Source organism: Ruegeria sp. D7 (assembly GCF_056534355.1).
Map to the genome: position 1 here is coordinate 1 of NZ_JBQFPG010000024.1, position 22467 is coordinate 22467.

Annotated in this window: 18 protein-coding genes; 6 read left to right on the top strand and 12 right to left on the bottom strand. The window is 56.5% G+C overall.

Going from position 1 to position 22467, the window contains the following annotated elements:
* Positions 1-152: 152 nt before the first annotated feature.
* The 5 genes from ACRZ9U_RS20680 to acs all read right to left on the bottom strand — a co-directional run bounded on the left by ACRZ9U_RS20680 (position 153) and on the right by acs (position 6997).
* A complete protein-coding gene (locus tag ACRZ9U_RS20680; protein WP_170405191.1) occupies positions 153-1976 on the bottom strand; it encodes a DUF294 nucleotidyltransferase-like domain-containing protein in 1824 nt (607 codons plus the stop codon).
* 108 nt (positions 1977-2084) lie between these two features.
* Positions 2085-3869 carry a sodium:solute symporter family protein gene (locus tag ACRZ9U_RS20685; RefSeq protein ID WP_170393349.1) on the bottom strand — a complete coding sequence of 595 codons (1785 nt, stop codon included), beginning with the start codon at positions 3867-3869 and terminating at the stop codon, positions 2085-2087.
* Positions 3870-3874: 5 nt separating this feature from the next.
* Entirely contained in the window at positions 3875-4159 is a 285-nt protein-coding gene (locus ACRZ9U_RS20690) for a DUF4212 domain-containing protein (protein ID WP_010439512.1), read from the bottom strand.
* 182 nt (positions 4160-4341) lie between these two features.
* A complete protein-coding gene (locus ACRZ9U_RS20695) occupies positions 4342-5025 on the bottom strand; it encodes an adenylate kinase (protein WP_170405194.1) in 684 nt (227 codons plus the stop codon).
* Between the two features lie 7 nt (positions 5026-5032).
* Positions 5033-6997, bottom strand: a complete 1965-nt coding sequence (acs, locus tag ACRZ9U_RS20700) for an acetate--CoA ligase (protein WP_170405196.1) — start codon at positions 6995-6997, stop codon at positions 5033-5035.
* Between the two features lie 408 nt (positions 6998-7405).
* Between acs and ACRZ9U_RS20705 the strand changes: the two genes are divergently transcribed.
* The 3 genes from ACRZ9U_RS20705 to ACRZ9U_RS20715 are packed head-to-tail and all read left to right on the top strand — an operon-like array spanning position 7406 to position 10518.
* The gene (locus ACRZ9U_RS20705) at positions 7406-8422 is read left to right on the top strand and encodes a C4-dicarboxylate TRAP transporter substrate-binding protein (RefSeq protein WP_170405200.1); all 1017 of its coding nucleotides are present in this window, start codon (positions 7406-7408) and stop codon (positions 8420-8422) included.
* 59 nt (positions 8423-8481) lie between these two features.
* Complete coding sequence (locus ACRZ9U_RS20710; RefSeq protein WP_170393345.1) at positions 8482-9111, top strand: TRAP transporter small permease subunit; 630 nt, start codon at positions 8482-8484, stop codon at positions 9109-9111.
* Between the two features lie 3 nt (positions 9112-9114).
* Positions 9115-10518 (top strand): TRAP transporter large permease, encoded by a 1404-nt coding sequence (locus ACRZ9U_RS20715; RefSeq protein ID WP_170393344.1) that lies wholly within the window; start codon positions 9115-9117, stop codon positions 10516-10518.
* 50 nt (positions 10519-10568) lie between these two features.
* Here the strand turns inward: ACRZ9U_RS20715 and ACRZ9U_RS20720 are convergent, their stop codons facing one another.
* The 3 genes from ACRZ9U_RS20720 to rocF are packed head-to-tail and all read right to left on the bottom strand — an operon-like array spanning position 10569 to position 13459.
* Positions 10569-11612, bottom strand: a complete 1044-nt coding sequence (locus ACRZ9U_RS20720; RefSeq protein ID WP_170405203.1) for an ornithine cyclodeaminase — start codon at positions 11610-11612, stop codon at positions 10569-10571.
* Between the two features lie 6 nt (positions 11613-11618).
* Positions 11619-12539, bottom strand: coding sequence for a citrulline utilization hydrolase CtlX (gene ctlX / locus ACRZ9U_RS20725; RefSeq protein WP_170393342.1), 921 nt, complete (start codon positions 12537-12539; stop codon positions 11619-11621).
* Positions 12539-13459, bottom strand: a complete 921-nt coding sequence (gene rocF / locus ACRZ9U_RS20730; RefSeq protein ID WP_170405206.1) for an arginase — start codon at positions 13457-13459, stop codon at positions 12539-12541. The genes ctlX and rocF overlap by 1 nt, the downstream gene beginning before the upstream one ends.
* Positions 13460-13545: 86 nt before the next feature.
* Here rocF and ACRZ9U_RS20735 point away from each other — a divergent pair, with 86 nt between their 5' ends.
* Complete coding sequence (locus ACRZ9U_RS20735; protein WP_170393340.1) at positions 13546-13974, top strand: Lrp/AsnC family transcriptional regulator; 429 nt, start codon at positions 13546-13548, stop codon at positions 13972-13974.
* Between the two features lie 91 nt (positions 13975-14065).
* Entirely contained in the window at positions 14066-16672 is a 2607-nt protein-coding gene (gene mprF, locus ACRZ9U_RS20740; RefSeq protein ID WP_480902905.1) for a bifunctional lysylphosphatidylglycerol flippase/synthetase MprF, read from the top strand.
* A 3-nt stretch (positions 16673-16675) separates the two neighbouring features.
* Here mprF and ACRZ9U_RS20745 read toward each other — a convergent pair whose 3' ends face one another.
* The 4 genes from ACRZ9U_RS20745 to ACRZ9U_RS20760 form a co-directional block, all read right to left on the bottom strand.
* Positions 16676-18226 carry an efflux transporter outer membrane subunit gene (locus ACRZ9U_RS20745; protein WP_480902907.1) on the bottom strand — a complete coding sequence of 517 codons (1551 nt, stop codon included), beginning with the start codon at positions 18224-18226 and terminating at the stop codon, positions 16676-16678.
* An 11-nt stretch (positions 18227-18237) separates the two neighbouring features.
* Positions 18238-19383 carry an HlyD family secretion protein gene (locus ACRZ9U_RS20750; protein ID WP_170393337.1) on the bottom strand — a complete coding sequence of 382 codons (1146 nt, stop codon included), beginning with the start codon at positions 19381-19383 and terminating at the stop codon, positions 18238-18240.
* 21 nt (positions 19384-19404) lie between these two features.
* The gene (locus ACRZ9U_RS20755; protein ID WP_170393336.1) at positions 19405-19767 is read right to left on the bottom strand and encodes a DUF3302 domain-containing protein; all 363 of its coding nucleotides are present in this window, start codon (positions 19765-19767) and stop codon (positions 19405-19407) included.
* An 89-nt stretch (positions 19768-19856) separates the two neighbouring features.
* A complete protein-coding gene (locus ACRZ9U_RS20760; RefSeq protein WP_170405221.1) occupies positions 19857-20615 on the bottom strand; it encodes a DeoR/GlpR family DNA-binding transcription regulator in 759 nt (252 codons plus the stop codon).
* Positions 20616-20805: 190 nt separating this feature from the next.
* Between ACRZ9U_RS20760 and glpD the strand changes: the two genes are divergently transcribed.
* Positions 20806-22383 (top strand): glycerol-3-phosphate dehydrogenase, encoded by a 1578-nt coding sequence (gene glpD, locus ACRZ9U_RS20765; protein ID WP_170406411.1) that lies wholly within the window; start codon positions 20806-20808, stop codon positions 22381-22383.
* Positions 22384-22467: the final 84 nt, after the last annotated feature.

Sequence of the window (22467 nt, forward strand, 5' to 3'; positions counted from 1 at the left end):
CCCGCACGTGCCGCAACCGGCGCCACCTATTTGGGCAAGCGGCCCCCGGTCAGCTTGTTCACCACCATCACGACACCCGCAAAGGCAAAGCCTGCAAAAATCGTGCCGATCAGTTCCAGAAACATGTGATTTCTCCGCTCATTTCCAGTTTCTTAACCCAGCATTCCTTTGCCATGGCCAACCGCTGATTGCATGGTTTTTACCACGACAAAGGCATCGCGGAGATGACTTCGCTCAAAGTCCGACAATTCAGCGGGTGGCAGGTAATTGTCCGGTGCATCCCCGGATTTGACCAGACGCACTTGATGTTCCAATCGGGTCTCAGCGATTAGGTCATATGCGTCCAGTAAATCGCGTGCGCCGGACGCGCTGAGCACACCCGCAGCCTCGGCGGCGCTAAGACGGGCGCGGGTGTTCGCTTCGGTTAATTGTCCCTGCAGGCTGTAGATGCGTGCCAGATCCACGACAGGCACCACGCCATTATGCTTGAGGTCGAGCGTATTGCGATGCTCACCCGAACGTATGGTGGCGAATCCACGCAGCAGGCCCAGAGGAGGCGTGTGTTTCAGTGAGTTCGAAATCATATGCGCGACAAAGATCGAATTCGCATTGGCTGCCGCCAGCGTATCGGCCTGCAGGTCGGTGAACAGATCGAAGGACCCTCCGATGGGCCGCAGGTCAAACATCACCGAGGCCAGCATTTGCGCCTCGGGGTTGGGTTTGGCAATCCAGCCATTGAAATACTCGCGCCAGACGCGCACGGGCTGGCACCAGCGAGGGTTGGTCGCCATCATGTCACCGGGGCAATAGAAATAACCGCAGGTATCCAGCCCGTCTGAGACGAATTTGGCCAGCGCAGCGAAGTAGGCCATATCGCCGTCCGCCACACTGTCATCTAGCATCAGGCAATTGTCCTGATCAGAAACTCCGGTCTGTTCCTGCCGTCCTTGCGAGCCGCAAGCAAGCCACAAGTAGGGCACTGGCGGCGCACCCAGTTCAGCCTCAGCCAGTGCCAGCAACCGCCGCGTCGCAGTGTCTGCGATGTCGGTGATCAGCCGTGTAACGATCTCGTGCCGGTTGCCACCCGCGACGAGTTGGACCAGCAGTTGTGGTATCTCAGCGGTGACTTGAGCCATCTCTTGCGGGCTGTCGGCGCGGGCAATTCGTCCTACCAACTCGGCAGAATTGACCGCCTGATAGCGGGTGAGGTCGGTTTGGGTTACGATTCCGACCAGCTTACCGGCCTCGGAAATTGGAATATGACCGATGCCACGTTCCATCATCACGTGTAATACGTCCGAGCCGATATCTGTCGGGGCAAGAATGATTGGATCGGCGGTCATGATCGCCGAAACCGCGGTGTCAGCGGGCATCGCCTCGGCGACGTATTTGCCGGAAATATCGCGGAGGGTTGCGATACCCAACAATCTGTCCCCTTCGGTCACGCAAAGCGATGAGATATGGCGGTCGCGCATGATCTGCGCGGCGTTTTGAACCGGAGTATCGGGCGGGCAGGTGGCAGGGTCACGAGCCATCAGCACATCAATTGCACTGGTAGCCAGGCTTTGCGGTCCGCTCCGCCCTCCGCGTGAACGGTTAAAGAACTTGGACACCACATCGTGACCTTCGATCAGGTTTTTCACAAGGTCTGGCGGCAACACGATCAACACTGACGGCGTGTGCGCGCGCGCATGTGTGGCGGCTTTGCCGTCCTTCAGCAATCCGCGCTCACCAAAAGAATTGCGCAATCCCAGATGCGAAACGACAGCGCCGTTCTCATCGGTAATTTCTACCTGTCCTTCATAGATCACAAAGACGCCGGGCAGAGCGTTGCCCAACTGGTAAATGCTGCCATCGGCATCGACTTCGCGCACTTCGATCTGCTTGGCCAGATCGTCCAAAGCATCATGGGGCAACGAGTCATAGGGGTGTACAGACTTCAGAAACCGGGTGATTTCGTCATGGGACAGGGGCATTTACGCTCTCCGGAGTTCCGAATAAAAAATCCCGCCCGGTGGTGTGCCGGGCGGGAACAGTAAGTCGAAAGATGCGATCGAAGACAAGAGCCGCCGACCGCATCACACTCAGTGATCCTGAGCTGCGCCCGCACCACGGGGAATGCGAATGCTTTCGACCATATCTTTGATCTCCTGCGGAGTCTCTTTGGTCATACCGGCAACGACGTAGGCGACGCCGAAGTTGATCATCGCACCGATGGCGCCGAACGAGGTCGACTTGATCGGACCCAGAAGCGGATCAGCATCGGTGAACGAGTTGGTGCCCGGAATGAACAGCCAGCCCTTATGCAGGAAGATGTAGACCAGGGTTACGGTCAGACCAGCCAGCATACCTGCAACCGCGCCGGTGTTGTTGATGCGGGTCGAGAAGATCCCCATCATCAGCGCCGGGAAGATCGAGGCTGCTGCCAGACCAAAGGCCAAGGCCACGGTTTGTGCCGCAAAGCCCGGAGGGTTGAGACCCAGGTAGGTTGCAACCACGATGGCTACAGCCATGGCAATCCGTGCCGCCAGAAGTTCACCCTTTTCAGAGATCGACGGGTTGATTGCACCTTTGACAAGGTCATGGGACACAGCCGACGAGATCGCCAGCAAAAGGCCCGCAGCGGTTGACAGAGCAGCCGCAAGACCACCAGCAGCGACCAGACCAATCACCCAACCTGGCAAGTTGGCAATCTCAGGATTGGCCAGAACCAGGATGTCGCGGTTGAACTTGGTCAGCTCGTTACCGACCCAGCCTTTTTCTTCGGCGATTGCAGTCATCGCCTCGGATTTGTCGTTGTAGTACTGGATCTTGCCGTCGCCGTTCTTGTCTTCCCAATCCAGCAGACCGGTTTTCTGCCAAGTGGCCATCCAGTCGTAACGCGGATCATTGTCGATTTCCTCGACCGAAACAGCGCCACCTTCGATGCCACCATTGGGCCACATCATGTCGGTGATGTTCAGGCGCGCCATTGCACCAACAGCAGGAGCCGTCAGGTACAGCAGAGCGATGAAGACCAGCGCCCAGCCCGCCGACCAACGTGCGTCAGACACTTTGGGAACGGTGAAGAAGCGCATGATGACGTGCGGCAGACCCGCAGTACCGATCATCAGCGACAGGGTGAACAGCACCATGTTCAGCGTATTCGAGTGGTGGGCCGTGTAGTCGTTAAAGCCCAGCTCGGTCACGATGGCGTCCAGCTTGGTCAGCAGGGGTTCACCGCTGGCGGTGTCACCAAACAGACCCAGCGCCGGAACAGGCGTGCCGGTCAGCTGCAGCGAGATAAAGATGGCCGGGATGGTATAAGCGGTGATCAGCACGCAGTACTGAGCGACCTGAGTGTAGGTCACGCCCTTCATCCCACCAAACACTGCGTAGGCAAACACAACGCCGGCGCCGATCAGCAGACCTGTAGTGTTGGACACTTCGAGGAAGCGACCAAAGGCCACGCCAACACCGGTCATCTGACCGATCACGTAGGTCACCGACGCAACGATCAGACAGATCACCGCAACGATACGTGCGGTCTGGCTGTAGAAACGATCGCCGATGAATTCCGACACGGTGAACTTGCCGAACTTACGCAGGTAGGGCGCAAGCAGCAGGGCCAGCAGCACGTAGCCACCGGTCCAACCCATCAGGAAGGTCGAGTTGTCGTAGCCGGTAAAGGCAATCAGGCCCGCCATCGAGATGAACGAGGCCGCAGACATCCAGTCCGCCGCTGTCGCCATACCGTTGGTGACCGGGTGAACGCCGCGACCGGCGGCATAGAATTCCGATGTGGAACCCGCACGGGCCCAGATCGCGATGCCGATGTAAAGCGCAAAAGACGCGCCCACAAACAGCAGGTTGATAGTAAACTGATCCATGCCGATTACTCCTCGTCCACGCCGTGCTCAGCGTCGAGCTTGTTCATGCGCCAGGCGTAGTTGAAGATCAGCACCAGAAAGACCAGGATCGATCCTTGCTGAGCGAACCAAAAGCCCAGATCTGTACCGCCAACGGCGATGCCGGACAGCAGCGGACGCAGCAGAATGCCGAATCCAAACGACACCAGCGCCCAAATCGCGAGGCTGATGTAGATGAGGCGCAGGTTGGCCTGCCAATAGCCCTTGTCGGCTTCAGCAGTCTGCGCGGAGTTTGTTGAATGATCCGCCATCGCGGGTTCCTCCTTCGCTTCCCTCATTGGCGGCCCATTGCCCAACTCCTCCAGTGCGGTGGGCCGCTTCTCGGTTGTGCCAAACGCCCCGTGACGTCAGGCATAACTCCTCTGGTCCGCCAAGGCGGGTCCATTGAAGTATTCTGTTTTAGGATCAAAGCCCTAAGGCTTATCTCCTCCCCTTAATTCATGACCTCGCCGACAATCCCGTGAAGGTCTTGTGCGATGTCGTCGATCTGACCCATGGCATCGATGCCTTTCAGCACGCCCTGGGCTTGATAGTAGTCAATCAGCGGTGCGGTCTGCGCGTGATAGGTCGCCAGACGCGACGCGACCGTCTCGGCATTGTCGTCGGCGCGGCGTTTGAATTCTGTGTGACCGCACTTGTCGCATTTGCCGTTTTCGATGGGCTGCTTGTACGTGTCGTGATAGCCCTCACCGCATCCGGCGCAGGTGTAACGACCCGAAATCCGCGTCACCATCTCGGCGTCTTCAACTTCAAGGCTGATGGCCGCGTTGATCTTCTGATCTGAAGACGCGAGCAGACCATCAAGAGCCTCGGCCTGGACTGTGGTCCGGGGGAAACCATCCAGTATGACGCCCTTGTCGCAGTCCGGTTCTGCCATGCGGTCGCGCAGGATCGCGATGACGATGCCGTCGCTGACAAGATCGCCTGCCTCCATAACCGCTTTGGCAGCATTACCAGCCTCGGTACCTGCGGCGACCGCGTCGCGCAGCAGATCACCGGTGCTGAGTTGTACAAGCCCGAACTTCTCTTCAAGCATACGAGCCTGCGTACCCTTCCCGGCGCCCGGAGGGCCGAGAAGGATCAGAACAGCGGGGGATATGGTCGTGGCAGCGTCCATCACATCCTCACTTGTTTGCCCGGTTTTCGATCAGGTCTTCGACCACTGACGGATCGGCCAGGGTCGACGTATCGCCAAGCGAACCAAAGTCGTTCTCGGCAATCTTGCGCAGAATTCGGCGCATGATCTTGCCCGAGCGAGTCTTGGGCAGGCCGGGGGCCCACTGGATCACATCAGGCGAGGCAATCGGGCCGATCTCGGTCCGGACCCAGGTGCGCAGCTCTTTCAGCAACTCATCCGACGGCTCGCGGTCATTCATCAAAGTGACATAGCAATAGATGCCTTGCCCTTTGATTTCATGGGGATAGCCAACCACAGCGGCCTCGGCGACGGCGGCATGGGCGACCAGCGCGCTTTCCACCTCGGCCGTGCCCATCCGGTGGCCGGAGACGTTGATTACATCATCGACGCGGCCAGTGATCCAGTAATCGCCATCCTCATCGCGACGGCAGCCATCGCCGGTGAAGTAGTAGCCTTTGTAGTCCGAGAAATAGGTCTTCTCGAACCGCTCATGATCGCCCCAAACGGTGCGCATCTGACCGGGCCAGCTGTCTTTGATGCACAGAACACCCTCAACGCCATTTCCCTCGATCTCAACACCGGATTGCGGGTCCAGAACCACCGGCTGGATGCCGAAGAACGGTTTCATCGCCGAGCCGGGCTTCATCGCATGCGCACCAGGCAGGGGGGTCATCAGGTGACCGCCGGTTTCGGTCTGCCACCAGGTGTCAACAATCGGGCATTTGCCTTTGCCAACAACTTCATTGTACCAGTTCCAGGCTTCCGGGTTGATCGGCTCGCCGACTGTGCCCAGCGTCCGGAGATCGCTCAGGTCGCATTTCTCGACGAACTCGGTACCCTGACCCATCAGAGCGCGAATTGCCGTCGGAGCGGTGTAGAACTGGTTCACCTTGTGCTTTTCGCACACCTGCCAGAAGCGTGATGCATCCGGATAGGTCGGCACGCCTTCGAACATCAGTGTGGTCGCTCCGTTGGCCAGCGGGCCATAGACGATATAGCTGTGGCCGGTGACCCAGCCGACATCGGCGGTGCACCAGTAAACGTCGCCTTCATGGTAGTCGAATGTGATCTCATGCGTCATCGCGGCATAGACCAGATAACCGCCGGTCGTATGGACGACACCTTTGGGCTGACCGGTCGAACCGGAAGTATAGAGAATGAACAGCGGATCTTCGGCATTCATCTCGGCGGGTGCGCAATAGTCATCCGCTTCAAGCGCCATTTCGTTGTAATCATAGTCGCGGCCATCAATCCAAGTGGTCTGCCCACCGGTGCGTTTGACCACCAGACATTTCACGCTGTCTTTGCAGTGCAGCAGGGCCGCGTCTGCGTTGGACTTCAGCGGAGTCTTTCGGCCACCACGTGGTGCCTCATCGGCAGTGATGACGACCTTGGCATCACATCCGTTGACTCGGGCTGCCAACGCATCGGGTGAAAACCCAGCAAATACAATCGAGTGGATTGCTCCGATCCGTGCACAAGCCAGCATCGCGTAGGCTGCTTCAGGGATCATCGGCAGATAAATCACAACGCGGTCACCTTTGCGCACGCCCATCGACTCGAGAATATTGGCCATGCGACAGGTGCGACGGTGCAATTCGGCGTAGGTAATGTGCTGAGCTTCGTCGTTTGGATCATCCGGTTCCCAGATGATCGCTGTCTGATCGCCGCGCGTATTCAAATGACGGTCAAGGCAGTTGGCCGAGACGTTTAGAGTGCCGTCCGCATACCAGTTGATACCAACCGAACCAAAATCATAGCTGACGTCTTTGACCTGAGTATAAGGCTTGATCCAGTCAACGCGCTTGCCTTGCTCATCCCAGAATGCTTCGGGGTTGTTGATCGACGCAGCGTACATATCTGCGTATTTGTCGGCGTCGACATGCGCACGGGCGACAGTTTCTGCGGATGGCGGATATGTCTTGGCATCTGCCTGGGCAGCGGTAGTCATCTTTGAGGCTCCTCCCTCTGGACTGGATTACATGGGATCGATTTTGCCAGCCGATCAGGCAATGTCGATCCGGTTCCTCCCCAAGTTGAATAATACGGGGATCAGAAAAGAAATAAATAAATTGCCATAATCCTTGGATTTCTTTGTAAAGAAATTTCATTTCCGGCACTAATATTGTAAACAACTCTGAAATTGTGCGTAAAATATATTTTAGAACAGTAAGATAGTTGTAATGACATAAGCACTCATTGGCATGTGTCTGGGGCTTTGGCCGATAGCTTCACTTTAATCTCGAAGTCTGGTGGCGATAACACCACTTCTCCTCGCAGGGGTTGGCAGCTTCTAGACTTGGCGCTAGCTTCACAATCAAGCATCCCGATAGGGGGCGCAACTAAGGGAGATACCACTATGAAAAAGATGTTGAGCGGTGCGGCTTTTGCCGCCCTGAGTGTGGCGTTTGTCACTGAAGCAGCTGCGACCGAATGGAATGCCTCGGTCTGGGGTAAGCGCCGCGCATTTACCGAGCATGTTGAGAAACTGGCTGAACTGGTGAACGAAAAAACCGGCGGCGATTTCACCATCAATGTTAGCTATGGTGGATTGTCGAAGCCCAAGGAAAACCTGGATGGTATCGAGATTGGCGCGTTCGAGATGGCGCAGTTCTGTGCGGGCTATCACCGCGATAAGAACCGCGCGATCACCGTTTTGGAACTGCCCTTCCTTGGCGTAAACACATTGGATGAAGAGGTGGCCGTCAGCCACGCAGTCTATGATCATCCAGCAGTCAAGGACGAGATGGCGCAGTGGAACGCGCGCATCATCATGACTTCACCGATGCCTCAATATAACCTTGTTGGTACCGGTGACCCTCGTGATGAGCTTGCCGAGTTCGACGGTATGCGCGTACGCGCCACTGGCGGTTTGGGGCAAGCATTTGAAGCGGTTGGTGGCGTACCTACGTCCGTGCCCGCGACCGAAGCTTATAATGCGATGGAATCTGGCGTGGTCGATACCGTGGCCTTCGCTCAGCATGCGCATTTGTCATTCGGGACGATCAACGAAGCTGACTGGTGGACGGCCAATCTGAATCCTGGAACGGTAAACTGTCCGGTGGTGGTGAATATCGACGCTTATGAAGCGCTGCCAGCCGAACATCGCGAAGCGCTGGACAGCTCGATTGATGAGGCTATCGATCACTATCTGGCCAACTACGGTGGACTGCTTGAAAAGTGGGATGGCGTGCTGGCAGAGAAAGGCGTTGAAAAGGTCGAGATTGACGATGCCGTGCTTGAGGAGTTTCGCGCCAAAGCCGCTGATCCGATTCGCGCGAAGTGGATCGAAGACATGACCGCTCAGGGTCTACCTGCGCAGGATCTTTATGATCTTGTGCAATCGACACTGCAACAGCAGCGCGGCGGTAACTGATCGCCACAGCCGGGTGTCATTAGGCACCCGGCATTTCCTTCAATCAAAGGAATGCTGAGATGGCAGGACATGCCACGGTGCTTGAGGATGGCAGTCTTCTAAGCCGGTTGGATCACCGTTTGTTACGTCTAGAGCGTTTTATGGCGCTGATCAGCGGTTTCGCGGTTTTCGGGCTGATGGTGCTGGCTGTTGTGTCAGTCAGCGGCCGAAACGCGTTAAACGCGCCTTTGCCCGGATATGTTGACTGGATTGAACAGGCGATGCCCCTGATCGCGTTTCTGGGTATTTCGTTTGTGCAGCGCGATGGCGGGCACATCCGAATGGATATCGTTATCTCGCGCCTGAAAGGGCGGGCGCTGTGGTTGTTCGAGCTGATCTCGGTTCTGTTGATACTGCTGCTGATGCTGGCGCTGGTTTGGGGTAGTTGGTCCCACTTTGACCGGTCCTTTGACTTCGGCGCTCCGATGTGGAGTCGCGACAGCTCGATTGATATCGGGATTCCTATTTGGCCAGCCAAGCTGCTGGCGCCCGTTGCTTTTTCGGTGCTGTGCGCCCGGCTAATCTTGCAGGTCTGGGGCTATGGACGAGCCTTCATGCTGGGGCTCGAGGCACCGGTGGCCGTACCGCTGATACAGGATGCCGCCGCACAGGCTGCAGCCGAGGCCGAACAATTCGAAGGACGTAACTGACCCATGGACACGATTGATATCGGCCTTTGGGTCACTGCCGGACTGTTGGTTCTTGTCGTCACAGGCATGCGGGTGGCATTTGCTGCAGGTCTGGCAGGGTTGGTTGGCCTTGTTTGGATATTCTGGGCAAAGTTTGGGTATGATCCCGAGCGGTTTGGTAAGGCACTGACTGTGGCCGTCAAAACGGCTGGCCAGGTACCACATTCCAAGGTGGCGTCTCATACGCTGAGCCTGATCCCAACATTCATCCTGATCGGCTATCTAGCCTACTACGCTGGCCTGACCCGCGCCTTGTTTGAGGCGGCAAAACGCTGGGTGGCATGGGTGCCTGGCGGGTTGGCCGTTTCAACGATTTTTGCGACCGCCGGTTTCGCCGCCGTATCAGGTGCATCGGTCGCCACATCAGCCGTCTTTGCGCGCATCGCCATCCCTGAAATGCTGGCCGTCGGGTATAACAAACGTTTCGCCGCCGGTGTGGTTGCCGCTGGCGGAACCTTGGCCTCGCTAATCCCCCCATCCGCGATCCTTGTGATTTACGCCATTATTGTCGAACAGGATGTGGGAAAACTGCTGCTCGCAGGCTTCATCCCCGGCGCGTTTTCGGCGGTGATCTATGGCTTGCTGATCGTCGGTATCGCCGTGATCTTCAAGTCCGTCGGACCGCCGGTCACCGGGTTTACCTGGAAACAACGATTTGCTGCTCTTCCGGGCGCACTGCCCATTGTGGCGGTGATCCTCATCATAATCTGCTTTGTCTATAACCCCTTCGGCGACAAGGCTTGGGGCACCCCGACCGAGGGCGGGGCCATCGGGGCCTTCATCGTGTTCTGCTTTGCCCTGATCCACGGCATGCGCTGGCCTGAATTCAAATCGGCCTTGCTTGAAACCGCCAAACTGACCGCCATGATCTTCGCAATCATCTGGGGTGTTCTGATCTATGTGCGGTTTCTAGGATTTGCTGATTTACCGGGGGCGTTTTCCGACTGGATCACTTCGCTCGAAATGTCACCTATGTTGATCCTGATCTGCATACTACTAGCCTATGCTGTGCTGGGCATGTTCATGGATGCGATCGGTATGTTGCTTTTGACACTTCCGGTTGTGTATCCCGCCGTTATGGCCCTGAACGGAGGCGAGGCCGTCAGCGCAGCAGACAGCGCCTTTGGTATGTCCGGGCCGATGTGTGCGATCTGGTTTGGTATCTTGGTGGTCAAAATGGCCGAGTTTTGCCTGATCACACCTCCTATTGGTCTAAACTGTTTTGTTGTCGCAGGCGTGAGGCCTGATCTTAGTGTTCAGGATGTCTTCAAAGGGGTAACGCCATTCTTCATTGCCGATGCACTTACCATCGCACTGCTGGTGGCCTTTCCAGGGATTGTTCTATACCTGCCATCGCTTGCGGGATAAGAAAAAGCCCCGACCAAAGGTCGGGGCACAGTTTATGATGTGCGGGTTCTTTATCCTGCCCGCATCAACATCCCGAACAGATCCCGCGGGTCGTCTGGGTCTGCGAGCATGTCCAATGGCTCATAGAAATCAGTGCCTTCAATCGCGCTTTTGATGTAACGTAGTGCCGAGAAGTCCTCGATCGCGAAGCCGACACTGTCGAACAACGTGATCTGTCGATCATCGGTGCGCCCTGTGGCTTGTCCGGTCATAACTTCCCACATCTCGGTGACAGGGTGATCATTCTCCAGAGCTTGAATTTCACCTTCGATCCGCGTTTGCTCGGGGTATTCTACAAAGATCTCCGAGCGCAACAGAATATCGCGGTGCAGTTCGGTCTTGCCGGGGCAATCGCCGCCAATGGCGTTAATATGCACGCCAGGGCCAACCATGTTGTCGGTCAGGATGGTGGCGTATTTCTTATCAGCAGTGCAGGTCGTTATTATCTGAGCGCCTTCGATTGCGTCCTCCGGCGATTTGCAGGGCACGACCGTCAGCCCTTTGCCCTGCAGATTGGCTGCACATTTCGCCGTCGCGTTCGGGTCTGTGTCGTAGAGACGGACCGTATCGATTCCGCACATGGCTTTGAAGGCGAGGCACTGGAACTCGGATTGCGCGCCGTTTCCAATCATCGCCATCGTCGTCGCGGATTTGGGCGCGAGATATTTGCCGACCAGCGCAGAGGTTGCCGCTGTCCGCAAAGCAGTCAACATCGTCATTTCGGTCAACAATGTCGGGTAACCGGTATAGACATCAGCCAGCAGGCCAAACGCGGTAACGGTCTGCAGGCCCTCAGACGTGTTCTTGGGATGCCCGTTGACGTATTTGAACCCGTATGCCTCACCATCCGAGGTTGGCATCAGTTCGATCACCCCATGTGGTGAGTGGGCCGGGATGCGGGGCGTTTTGTCAAAGCTCTCCCAGCGTTTAAAATCGGATTCGATCTGCGCGGCAATCTGCGTGATCATCTGTTCGACCCCGATGTGGTGGACCAGACGCATCATGTTGTCGACGGATACAAATGGCACGAGGGCCTTATCAGAAGGTTGCATCAAAGACTCCTATCGGCGGGAAAGATGGATACCAGCGATCATACAACGTACGGATCCACCGGCTGTTTCAATTGTGGGAACCGAGAGCGGCAGCGGAGTTGCACTGGCTTCGATGATCGCGACTTGAGCAGGTGTAAGAGCCTGTAGCGCTCGGCTGGACAACGCCAGGACAAGACCATCATTGCCACTAAGCTCAATCGCGTTTCCTGCAAAATCTGCAATCTGCTCATGGGACAGATCGATGACAGTACGGCCAGATTCCTCAAGCCGTGCCCGAACTGTTGCCCGACGTTCTGGGTTGGAAATCATGTCCAAACAGATAAGGGCGTAGTGCGTGCCGATCCCCATCAGGACATTGGTGTGATAGACATCACGGCCTTCAGCGTCCTTTGCATCAAAGGCAATCGGCTCATAGTTGAAATGCGTACAGAAACGCTCCAACAACACCGGATCGGCGCGGTTGGATCGAACAGTGTAGGCAATACGGCCCACGTGATCCAGAACCATCGCGCCCGTGCCCTCAAGCGCGAGGTCGTCCTGTTCAAGGCCGGAATAGTCGATGACGTCTTGCACTCGATATTCCCGCTTCAGTAACTCAATTACATCTGAGCGTCTTTCGCGTCTGCGCGATGGAACGAACATCGGATAAACAGCGACATGACCGCCTGGATGGGTCGAAAACCAGTTGTTTGGGAACACGCTGTCGGGTGTGTCACGTTCGCCTTCGTCGTCAAACACATGAACGGTCACACCAGCAGCGCGAAGCTGTTCTACTGCTTTGTCATGCTCATCCCGCGCGGCAGCAGACGTCGCTGCAGCAGATCGATTTGCCAATGTTTGAAACGCATTGTCGTCGCGGGTCTCTGGATTTGACGCAAATGCATGGGGGCGCACCATCACGACAGCTGAAGGAGATTGAAGAGAAATCATCAGAAGCTCCGGGTTGGGCGATCGAAGATGCGACGACCCATAAGCGAGGCTGCAAGATCGACCATAAGTTTTGCGGTTCGGCCGCGCTCATCCAGGAATGGGTTCAGTTCAACTAGATCCAGAGAACAGACAAGGCCGCTTTCATGCAGCAGTTCCATGACCAGATGGGCCTCACGTTCGGTGGCACCGCCGGGGACAGTGGTTCCAACCGCAGGCGCAATCGAGGGATCAAGGAAGTCCACATCCAGCGAGACATGCAGGATGCCGTTTGCTGCGCGCACTTTGTCAAGGAAGGCCAGTAGGGGTGTCTTGATACCATGCTCGTCGATGCTGCGCATATCGGCGAGCATCGCGTGATCTTTTTCCAATGCCGCACGTTCGGCGGGATCGACCGAGCGCAAACCAATCATACCGACGCGATCCGTTGGGATCGGCGATATCAGCGGTGGAAAGGCGTCAAAGCCTGACTGGCCAGTGAAATAAGCGACCGGCGTTCCATGCAAATTACCGCTGGCCGTACTGCTGGGCGTATGGAAATCACTGTGTGCATCTAACCAGAGCACGAACAGAGGGCGCCCGATACGGTCCGCATGTGCCGCCATTCCCGCCACTGTGCCCATCGACAGGGCGTGATCACCGCCCATGAAAATGGGAAGGCCTTCAAGCGCGGCTTCCTGAGCCGTGCGGCTTAGCGCCTGTGTCCAGCCAACGCATTCCGGTAAAGAGAACAGATGGGTGTCTTCCGAAATGTAGACGGCATCTGGTCGCGTGTCACCGATGTCCGACACAGAATGCCCGAGATCTGACAGCGCTTGGGCGAGACCCGCGACCCGATAGGCATCTGGACCCATCCGACAGCCTTGGCGGTGTTTGCCGGCATCCATCGGCGCTCCGGCGAGAATGATGTTCATTTTGCTCATAAGTCTATCTATCGATACGATATGAGTTGAGAAAAGAGATCAAATTGGTCAAAGTGAATTGGCAAATTCCGATTTGGTAATCACGCATGGACGAACTGGACAATCGCTTATTGAACGCACTGCACAGAGATGCTCGGGCATCGTTGTCGGAACTGGCTGAACTGCTCGGGGTGACCCGAACAACCGTGCGCAGCCGACTAAAGCGGCTTCAGCAGTCTGGCGAAATCGTCGGCTTTACCGTTGTGACACGGCAGGGCGTATCGGAAAGCCCTGTTCGTGGATTGATGATGCTTGAGATCGCAGGCCGCGGGACCGAGCGGATCAGATCGCGGATCGCTGCGATGCGTCAGGTTCGGGCGGTGCACTCAACCAATGGAAGTTGGGATCTGATCGCAGAGATCGGAACCGATACACTGGATGAGCTTGATGAAGTCCTGTTCCAGATCCGTCGGATGGAGGGCGTTACACGATCTGAGACCAATCTGTTGCTCTCGACACGCAAGGGACGCTCGTGACGCGTTGGCCTAGGCCCTTTGCCGGATGGAAAATTCGTGCAAAGCTTTGAATTGACACTGATCTGAGGATCGCGGGGCAGGGGCGAACGGAATGACGACACAGCCGACAACGGAAGAGACACGCGCCGTACGTCTGGCCGAGTATGTGACAGGGCTGTTGGAAAAGCCGCTGGTCAAGATTGCGGTTCCGTTGCTGATTACAGGAATCGCGCTTGCGGTTCTGCATGACCTCTCTGCGCATGTGAAATGGTCAGATATCCAAAGCGATATCGCAGCGAAACCATGGAAATTCATGTTTTTTGCGATGTGCTGGACGGCTTTCAGTTTTCTGTCGCTTTCGTTCTACGATGTGCTTGCCGTGCAGAGCGTCGCCGATGGAAAAGTGCCTTTGCCCGTCGCAGGGATGGCCGGAGCAAGCGGCTATGCGGTATCGAACTGCCTGGGATTCTCCTATATCACCGGCACCGCGATCCGATACCGTATCTATGCGTCGCTGGGGCTTGATCTTGGCCGCGTGGCCGGGGTGATCGCGACCTCTTGGGTGGCGTTCTGGATGGGACTGATCCTGCTTTTGGGCCTGTTGCTTACAATACACCCGGATGGCATTTCCAAGGTCCTGCCGATCAGTGAAACGACGGAAACTGTGATCGGTCTGAGCATGTTGGCGGGGCTTGCGGTCTTGTTTGTCTGGCTTTCAAGCGGAGGGCGGCGATTGGCCTATGGCGGGTTTGGGTTCAACCTGCCGGGCGGCAAGCTGGCAAGTCTGCTGACAATCGCGGCGGTAGGCGATCTGTTCGGCGCTTCAATGGCGCTGTATGTGCTCATGCCGGACGATCTGGGGGTTGGCTACCCGTATTTCTTCGCGGTCTATATAGGCGCAATAGCGGTGGGTATCCTTAGCCATGCACCGGGTGGAATCGGTGTGTTCGAGGCCACTCTGATCGCTGGTCTAGGGGCATCGGGCCGGTCTGATGTGATCGCTGCGCTGCTGCTCTACCGACTGGTCTATACCTTCCTTCCGTTTGCCATCGCCAGCCTGTCGATCGCGGTCGCTTCGGTGCTGACACAGCGCCATCGCATCGGGGGCGCGGTCACTTGGGTCTATCGCGCAATTCGCCCCATTGTCCCGATGGTGGCTGCCGGCGTCGCGGCTGTGGCAGGAGTTATCCTGTTGGTTTCAGGGGCTTTGCCTTCCAGTACGCAGAACCTTGGCGTACTGCGAGAGGTTTTGCCTTTGTCATTTGTCGAGGCATCTCATCTTGCAGGCAGCGCCGTGGGTGTACTTCTGCTGCTTGTCTCACGTGGCCTATTCCGCAAACTCTATCGGGCATGGGTTGTTGCCATGCTTTTGATGGTGGCGGGTTTCTTCGCCTCGCTCGCCAAAGGGCTTGATACGCATGAAGCCCTTTCATTGCTGTTCACGATTGGCCTTTTGGCGATGTTTCGGGGTGCGTTTTACCGGGTAACCGGTGCATCTATCTTTCGGCTAAATATCCCTTGGCTGGTCAGCGTCGTCGCGTTGCTGGCGGTGATTTTCTGGATTGGATTGTTCGCTTATTCCCATGTCGAATATCAAAACGCGCTGTGGTGGGACTTTGCCTGGAGTGGAGACGCCTCGCGATTCCTGCGGTCCAGCCTCGTGGTGGCCGTGATCGTTGGCATCGTGGCGGTGAACTCGCTGTTCGGCCGTGAAATCCCCGCGCCGGTTAGGACTGAAATCCCCGAAGTTGTCGAACGTCTCGTGATGGAGAGCGAAGACACCGAATCTCAGATTTCACTGACGGGTGATAAGCAATTCCTGATCTCGCCTGACGAAACCGCATTCCTTGCCTATGCAGATACTGGCAATGCGCTGATCACCAAAGGAGAGCCTGTGGGTGATGAGCAAGCGGGGCAGCAACTGATCTGGCAATTGCGAGAAATGGCCGATCGCGAAGGCAAGCTTTGTGCGTTCTACAGTGTATCGACCAAATATCTGCCGACATTCCTGGACCTCGGCCTGTCGATCCTGAAGATCGGAGAAGTGGCCCGCGTACCGCTGCAGAATTTTTCGCTGGACGGAAAATCGCGAAAACGGTTCCGGCAGGCGAAGAACAGGGCTGAGCGTGAGGGGTACAAGTTCGAAATTATCCCCAAAGAACAGCTTGCACCGGTGTTGCCCGAACTTCGTCAGATCTCGGACGATTGGTTGGCGCAAAAGGCAGGTGAGGAAAAGGGTTTTGCCTTGGGCGGCTTTGATGATGCCTACCTTTCCTATTTCGACCATGCGGTTCTGCGGGATGAGACGGGCAAGATCATGGCCTTTGCCAACCTGTTTCAAGGCGGAAACAAATCCGAACTGTCTCTGGATTTGATGCGTTATGAACCGGATAGCCCCAGCTTTGTCATGGATGCGCTGTTTGCTGAGATGATGGTCTGGGGGTCCGAGCAGGGATTCCACTGGTTCTCGCTGGGCGCCGCGCCATTTTCAGGGATCGAAAACCGGCAGTTGGCCTCGCTTTGGAATCGGATCGGTGGGTTCGTTTATGAACATGGCGAACAATTCTACCACTTCGAAGGCCTGCGCGCCTTCAAGCAGAAATTCGATCCGGAATGGAGCCCCAACTATCTGGCCAGCCCCGGCGGGTTGGCCGCGCCACGTATCCTCTACGAAGTTAACATCCTGATCTCGGGTGGCCTGCGCGGGTTGACGAAATAGGCCTTAGTTCAAGCTGGCGCGTGTTGGCGTTTTCTCCAACAGATCACCCCAATCGGTGCGATAAGCCATCTCGGCCAGCACCGTCTCGGGTAGGAATTCCTGATTCTGCCGAATCTGCCAACCACCACCCAGACCTTTGTAGATCGCGACCAGATTGGATGAGACCTCCTGCCGGGCCTCGATCAGGTTCGCCTGCGATCGTAATAGCGCGGTCTGCGTGTTCAGGATACGCGAATAGCTGGCGATGCCGTCTCGGTACTGATCGACCGCGATTTCAGCCGCCTTGCGCGAAGCTTCGACGCTGCGCTGATAAAAGGTGACCTGTTTGCGCGCCTGTGCGTAAGCAACCATCGCGCTTTCGACCTCGGAATAGGCGGTCAGCACAGTGTTCTGGTAATTGGCGATCAACGCTTGATAGGCGGCATCCTGCGCGCGGACATTGTTCTTAATGCGGCCATAATTCAGGACATTCCAGACAACGCCTGCGCTAGCCAATCCTGTGGCGCTGTTGGTGCTGAACAGATCGCGCCCACCCGAGGCCTGCAAACCGATCGCACCCGACAGAATGAACTGCGGATAGAGATCAGCTAACGCGATCCCGACCTGCGCCGATTGGGTGGCTGCCGCCAACTCGGCGGCGCGGACGTCGGGCCGCCGCCGCAGCAATTCGGCGGGGACTCCCACAGCTACGTTGCTGCGCCCTGTTGGAATGCGACCCGAGTTTCCGATCAAGCCCGCCATCTGAGACGGCGTTTTTCCTAACAGAACCGCCAGTGCGTTCTTGGCTTGTTGGATATCGCTTTCCAACTCGGGCACGAGTGCCTTGGTGTTGTTGAGCAGGGCAGTCGATTCCTGCACATCCAACTCGGTTGTAACGCCGTTGTTGAAGCGCAGCTGAGTGAGGTCTGCCGATGCCTGCTGAATCGTGATGTTTTCCCGCGCGATGCGCAGAGCCTCTTGCAACGAACGGATGTTGATATAAAGCGCCGCTACGTCCCCGGTCAGCGTGACCAGTGCGTCGTCATAATTAGCAACCTGCAGTGCCAGGTTCGATCGCGCGGCCTGTACGCCGCGACGTTGCTGGCCCCATACGTCCAGTTCCCATTGCGCATCAAACCCAACTTGCGAAGTCGAGAATTCGGTGTCCAAGGGAATAATCCGCCGGATGTCCGAAATCGGCCCAAGATTGTCGCTGATCTGTCGGCGTTGGAGCGAACCGCCCACGGCCTGCGATTGCGGGTAGAGCTCTCCGAATGCGATACCAAGCTGCGCGCGGGCCTGAAGTACGCGGGCACCTGCGACCTGTAAGGTCAGGTTCTGCGCATAGGCTTCGGCGATCAGCTTGTTCAGCGTCGGATCATTAAACGTTTCCCACCAGCGCACAACCGGAGCGCTGCGTGAGGTCAGGCCGCTCTGGCCCGCGCTGGGGTTGTTGACCTCCATCCATTGCTTCACGACCGGAGAGTTGGGGCGCACAAAATCAGGCCCCACTGGCGTACAGGCGGTGAGGGCAACGGCGCAAAGGGCAGTGCCTAACAACCGGCGGAGTGTCATCGTACGCATCCTCAGATATCCAGTGGCCGGATGAAGTTGGCGAAGGAATAGAGGCGAATGTTGATGCGCCTCAGAAATTCAAAGCTTTTTCCCATGCCGGTGTAAATCGCCACCGCAGCGTGGCCACCTGCAGGAAAAGTATGCCCCTCAGGCACATCGACCGAGATCTGAACAGCGATCCGACCGGGCAGTTTTGGCAGCTCAAAGCCGGGCAGGCGGCCTGAGGGCAAGTATTGGCCCTGACGTGTAGCCCACCAGACCGCCTCAACCTTGCCGGTCAGAATTTCTCCGGGATAGAGGTCCAGAGCAACTTCGACCGGTTGGCCGACCTCGACAAATTTTAGGTTCTGCTGGCGGAAGGTGGCTAGAATATAGGGGTCTTCTTCGGTGACAAAGCTGGCAATGGCACCCAGACGAATTTCCCCCACAACCATCCCCGGGCGGGCCTGTTGCGAAACGATCATGCCATTTTCGGGGGCATAGATCGTTGTGTTGTCGAGAAAATACTCGGCCTCGGCCAGCTGCGCCTCAGCCTCAATAATGCCCGTATTCACGCCGTCGATCTGCGAATCCAGCGCAAGGTTGGCCTTTTCAAGATTGGCCTGAGCTTCCTTAATCTTCGCCTGATCTTCCGCGACCTGTTCGTTCCAGCGGTCTAGTTCATCCTGGCGTGCGCCCCCGGCGGGAACGAGGTTCTCGTATCGCGCTTGTTCGGTCAGCGCATAGGCCAGCTGCGCGTTCGCGCGTTCGACTGCTTCTCCCGCCGCGATAACGTCCTGTTCAAGGATCTTTGCGTTTTGCTGCGCCGCCACCAGCTGTGCATTCGCCTTGTCCACGGCCAGCGAAAACACCGTGTCGTCGAACTTATACAGCGGATCGCCCTTAGTGACCCAGGTGTTGGGCTCGACCAAAACCTCGGACAGGATTGTGGGCTGAGTCAGACGCGGGACGATCTGGATGGTGGAGCGCACGACGTGGCTGTCGACGGAAAAGGGCTGAAAGAAGCGCAGCGCGACCAAAAAGATCAGCAGCAGATGAGCGCCGACCCAGAATGAGACGATCCCCCACATGATGTTGAATTTCAGCCATTGCACCTTGAAGAAGATGAACCAGACAAAAATAATGTAGAAAAGCGTGATGCCTAGGGCGACGAACATGAGTGCTGAATTCCTTTGGCCTTAGGCTTGCTTTGTTTCGTCGGTATCAAGTGGGTCCTGGTATTCCGGTTTGACGGTGCCTCCCAGACGCTTGATTTCATCCCTTATGGCCTTGCGTTCTTCATCAGGGCCGCGGCGCATGTCGACGGTGACGCCGTCGTGAAACGCCCAGATAAAGGCATGCACCCAAGGGACAATCGCCAAAAATCCCATCCATCCCATGATCTTGACCGCTTCGGCATGGGGGTGATTGCGTTTGATCGCGATACGTCCGGGCAGACCCATTATGAATAGAAACAACGCCATCACCGCTGCCAGCAGCAAGATAAGTGCCACAAATGTCAGATAGTCATAGTAGCCCAGCGGCTGCCCCAAAAGTCCCATGCTCGCGCCTCCTGTTGTTGGAAACTGTTCCATCCTCGGGCGCTGTTGTCCAGCTAATCAATCACTTTCTGGCTGATCGGAAGGATGCATCAGCATTCAATAATTTTGGTGTTCCAGTCTATGCACTTCTGATGGAGGTCGCCGGGTAGCGGTAGATCGGTATAAACCATATCAACATCGGATAATGAGGCGATGCGTGCGGGTGCGGTGCGCTGAAACTTTGAAGCATCCGCTACAAGGCTGATCTGCCGGGCTTGTTCAATGATGGTTTGACTGACCAGTACTTCTTGGAGATCGAAATCCATTAGATCCCCATCCGCATCCAATGCGGAACAGCCGATAATCGCGTGATCGAATTTGAACTGGCGGATGGTCGCGACCGCAAGATTCCCGACCAACCCACTATCTGATCTGCGCAGCACACCGCCTGCAACGACGATCTGGCAATCGGGGTTATCGGCCAGGATATTGGCGACGTTCATATTGTTGGTCACGACCATTAGGTTTTTGTGTTTCAGCAATTGGTGAGCAACGGCCTCGGTCGAGGTGCCTATGTTCATAAAGATCGAGCTGCCCTCGGGGATGTCGGCCGCGCAGCGTTCAGCGATGCGTGTCTTGGCTTCATGGTTCAGGGCGCGCCGTTCTTCGTATCCAATATTAGACACGCCAGAACGCAGAACGGCACCCCCGTGAACCCGATCCAACTTACCTGCCTCTGACAGTTCAGTCAGGTCACGGCGAATGGTTTGAACCGTCACCTGAAAGCGCTCGGCCAGTCCTTCGACAGTAACGCGGCCCTCTTGCTCGGCGACTAAAAGAATGTCCGATTGGCGAAATGATAGTGACATGGGCGGTCCTGAGCTCCGGTGTTTTCGTTTTTGTTCTAATTTTGCGATTAAGCAAGGGAATTCGTTAGTTGCACTTATTAATATTCGTTGTTTCAGCTAAAAACGAACAATATCGAAAAATATAGTTGACGATACGAACCATCATACGGCTAATGCGCTTGAAACTGCCACGTTGGGGAATCAATTGGATATGTCATCGGACAGCAGCCAAGTTACCGATCTTTTTGTGATCGGCGGGGGTATAAATGGGTGCGGTATCGCACGTGATGCGGCAGGTCGGGGCCTATCGGTCACCTTGGCTGAAATGAACGATCTGGCCTCGGCGACGTCGTCAGCCTCGACCAAACTGTTTCATGGCGGGCTACGGTACCTGGAATTTTTTGAATTTCGTTTGGTGCGTGAAGCGCTGGTCGAACGCGAGACCTTACTGCGCGCTATGCCCCATATCAGTTGGCCCATGCGTTTCGTGCTGCCCTATCACGCCGATATGCGTTTTGACTCTGAAACGCCGACCTCACGGTTGCTCAGTACGGTGATGCCATGGATGCGCGGGCGTCGTCCTGCGTGGCTAATACGGCTTGGCCTTTTTTTGTATGACAATCTGGGCGGTCGCAAAATCCTGCCGGGTACACGTTCGCTGAACCTGCGCGCGGCACCCGAGGGGGCTCCGCTGCAAGACAAATTTGAAACCGCCTATGAATACTCGGACTGCTGGGTCGAGGATTCGCGGCTGGTGGTCCTGAACGCCCGCGATGCCGAGGCACGCGGGGCTAAGATCATGGTCAGGACCGAAGTTCTTTCGGCTGAGCGGATCGATCAAGTGTGGCAAGTCACGATCCGGGATCGGGATAGCGGCAAGACCGAAACCGTCCTTGCGAAGATGTTGATCAATGCGGGCGGACCTTGGGTAGGTGACATCATCCAGACCAAGATCCGGGTCAATTCCCGAGAAGGCGTCCGTCTGGTGCGTGGCAGCCATATCGTGACACCCAAGCTGTTTGACCATGACAAGTGCTATTTCTTTCAGGGCGAAGACGGGCGCATCATCTTTGCGATCCCGTACGAGCAGGATTTTACCTTGATCGGAACCACGGATCAGGATCATTCTGACCCCTCCGAGCCTCCGGTATGTACCGAGGCCGAGCAGGAGTATCTGTGCGCTTTCGCATCGAAATACTTCGCGAAGCCCGTTACCCGTGAAGATATTGTCTGGACCTATTCAGGCGTCCGTCCGCTATATGATGATGGCGCAAGCAGTGCCACGGCGGCTACCCGCGATTACACGCTGAAAGTTGATGCCGAGAGCGGGGCTCCGGTGTTGAATGTCTTTGGTGGTAAAATCACCACCTACAGACGCCTCGCGGAAAGCGCGCTGGAGAAGATTGGAGAGCATTTCCCGGATCTTGGCGGACCATGGACCGCAGGCGTCCCATTGCCCGGCGGGGATTTTCCGGTCGACGGCGTGCAGGATTTGATCGGGAAACTGATAGCGGAGTACCCGTTCCTGACCGATTTTTGGGCCCGTCGATTGATCCGGGCCTATGGCACCGAGACCTGGGACCTTCTGGGTCCGGCAAAGGATCAGAGCGATCTGGGTGACGATTTCGGCGCGACGTTGACCGAGGCCGAACTGGTTTGGCTGATGGACAAGGAATACGCGCGCACCGCTCAGGATGTTGTGTGGCGGCGCAATAAGCTGGGTCTAAGGCTCAGCCTCGAGCAGATCAGCCGGATAGACGACTGGATGGCCAAACGGTTAACTGACTAGCGCGGATCAGACGACCCGTACAAAAAAAGAAACGCCCCGCAGATGTGCGGGGCGTTTTGCGATTTCAATGCCAGCCCTACGCAG

Coding starts and splice junctions, on each gene's coding strand:
- ACRZ9U_RS20680 (WP_170405191.1), bottom strand. CDS start 1,976: ATGCCCCTGTCCCATGACGAAATCACCCGGTTTCTGAAGTCTGTACAC.
- ACRZ9U_RS20685 (WP_170393349.1), bottom strand. CDS start 3,869: ATGGATCAGTTTACTATCAACCTGCTGTTTGTGGGCGCGTCTTTTGCG.
- ACRZ9U_RS20690 (WP_010439512.1), bottom strand. CDS start 4,159: ATGGCGGATCATTCAACAAACTCCGCGCAGACTGCTGAAGCCGACAAG.
- ACRZ9U_RS20695 (WP_170405194.1), bottom strand. CDS start 5,025: ATGGACGCTGCCACGACCATATCCCCCGCTGTTCTGATCCTTCTCGGC.
- acs (WP_170405196.1), bottom strand. CDS start 6,997: ATGACTACCGCTGCCCAGGCAGATGCCAAGACATATCCGCCATCCGCA.
- ACRZ9U_RS20705 (WP_170405200.1), top strand. CDS start 7,406: ATGAAAAAGATGTTGAGCGGTGCGGCTTTTGCCGCCCTGAGTGTGGCG.
- ACRZ9U_RS20710 (WP_170393345.1), top strand. CDS start 8,482: ATGGCAGGACATGCCACGGTGCTTGAGGATGGCAGTCTTCTAAGCCGG.
- ACRZ9U_RS20715 (WP_170393344.1), top strand. CDS start 9,115: ATGGACACGATTGATATCGGCCTTTGGGTCACTGCCGGACTGTTGGTT.
- ctlX (WP_170393342.1), bottom strand. CDS start 12,539: ATGATTTCTCTTCAATCTCCTTCAGCTGTCGTGATGGTGCGCCCCCAT.
- rocF (WP_170405206.1), bottom strand. CDS start 13,459: ATGAGCAAAATGAACATCATTCTCGCCGGAGCGCCGATGGATGCCGGC.
- ACRZ9U_RS20735 (WP_170393340.1), top strand. CDS start 13,546: ATGGACGAACTGGACAATCGCTTATTGAACGCACTGCACAGAGATGCT.
- mprF (WP_480902905.1), top strand. CDS start 14,066: ATGACGACACAGCCGACAACGGAAGAGACACGCGCCGTACGTCTGGCC.
- ACRZ9U_RS20745 (WP_480902907.1), bottom strand. CDS start 18,226: ATGACACTCCGCCGGTTGTTAGGCACTGCCCTTTGCGCCGTTGCCCTC.
- ACRZ9U_RS20750 (WP_170393337.1), bottom strand. CDS start 19,383: ATGTTCGTCGCCCTAGGCATCACGCTTTTCTACATTATTTTTGTCTGG.
- ACRZ9U_RS20755 (WP_170393336.1), bottom strand. CDS start 19,767: ATGGGACTTTTGGGGCAGCCGCTGGGCTACTATGACTATCTGACATTT.
- ACRZ9U_RS20760 (WP_170405221.1), bottom strand. CDS start 20,615: ATGTCACTATCATTTCGCCAATCGGACATTCTTTTAGTCGCCGAGCAA.
- glpD (WP_170406411.1), top strand. CDS start 20,806: ATGTCATCGGACAGCAGCCAAGTTACCGATCTTTTTGTGATCGGCGGG.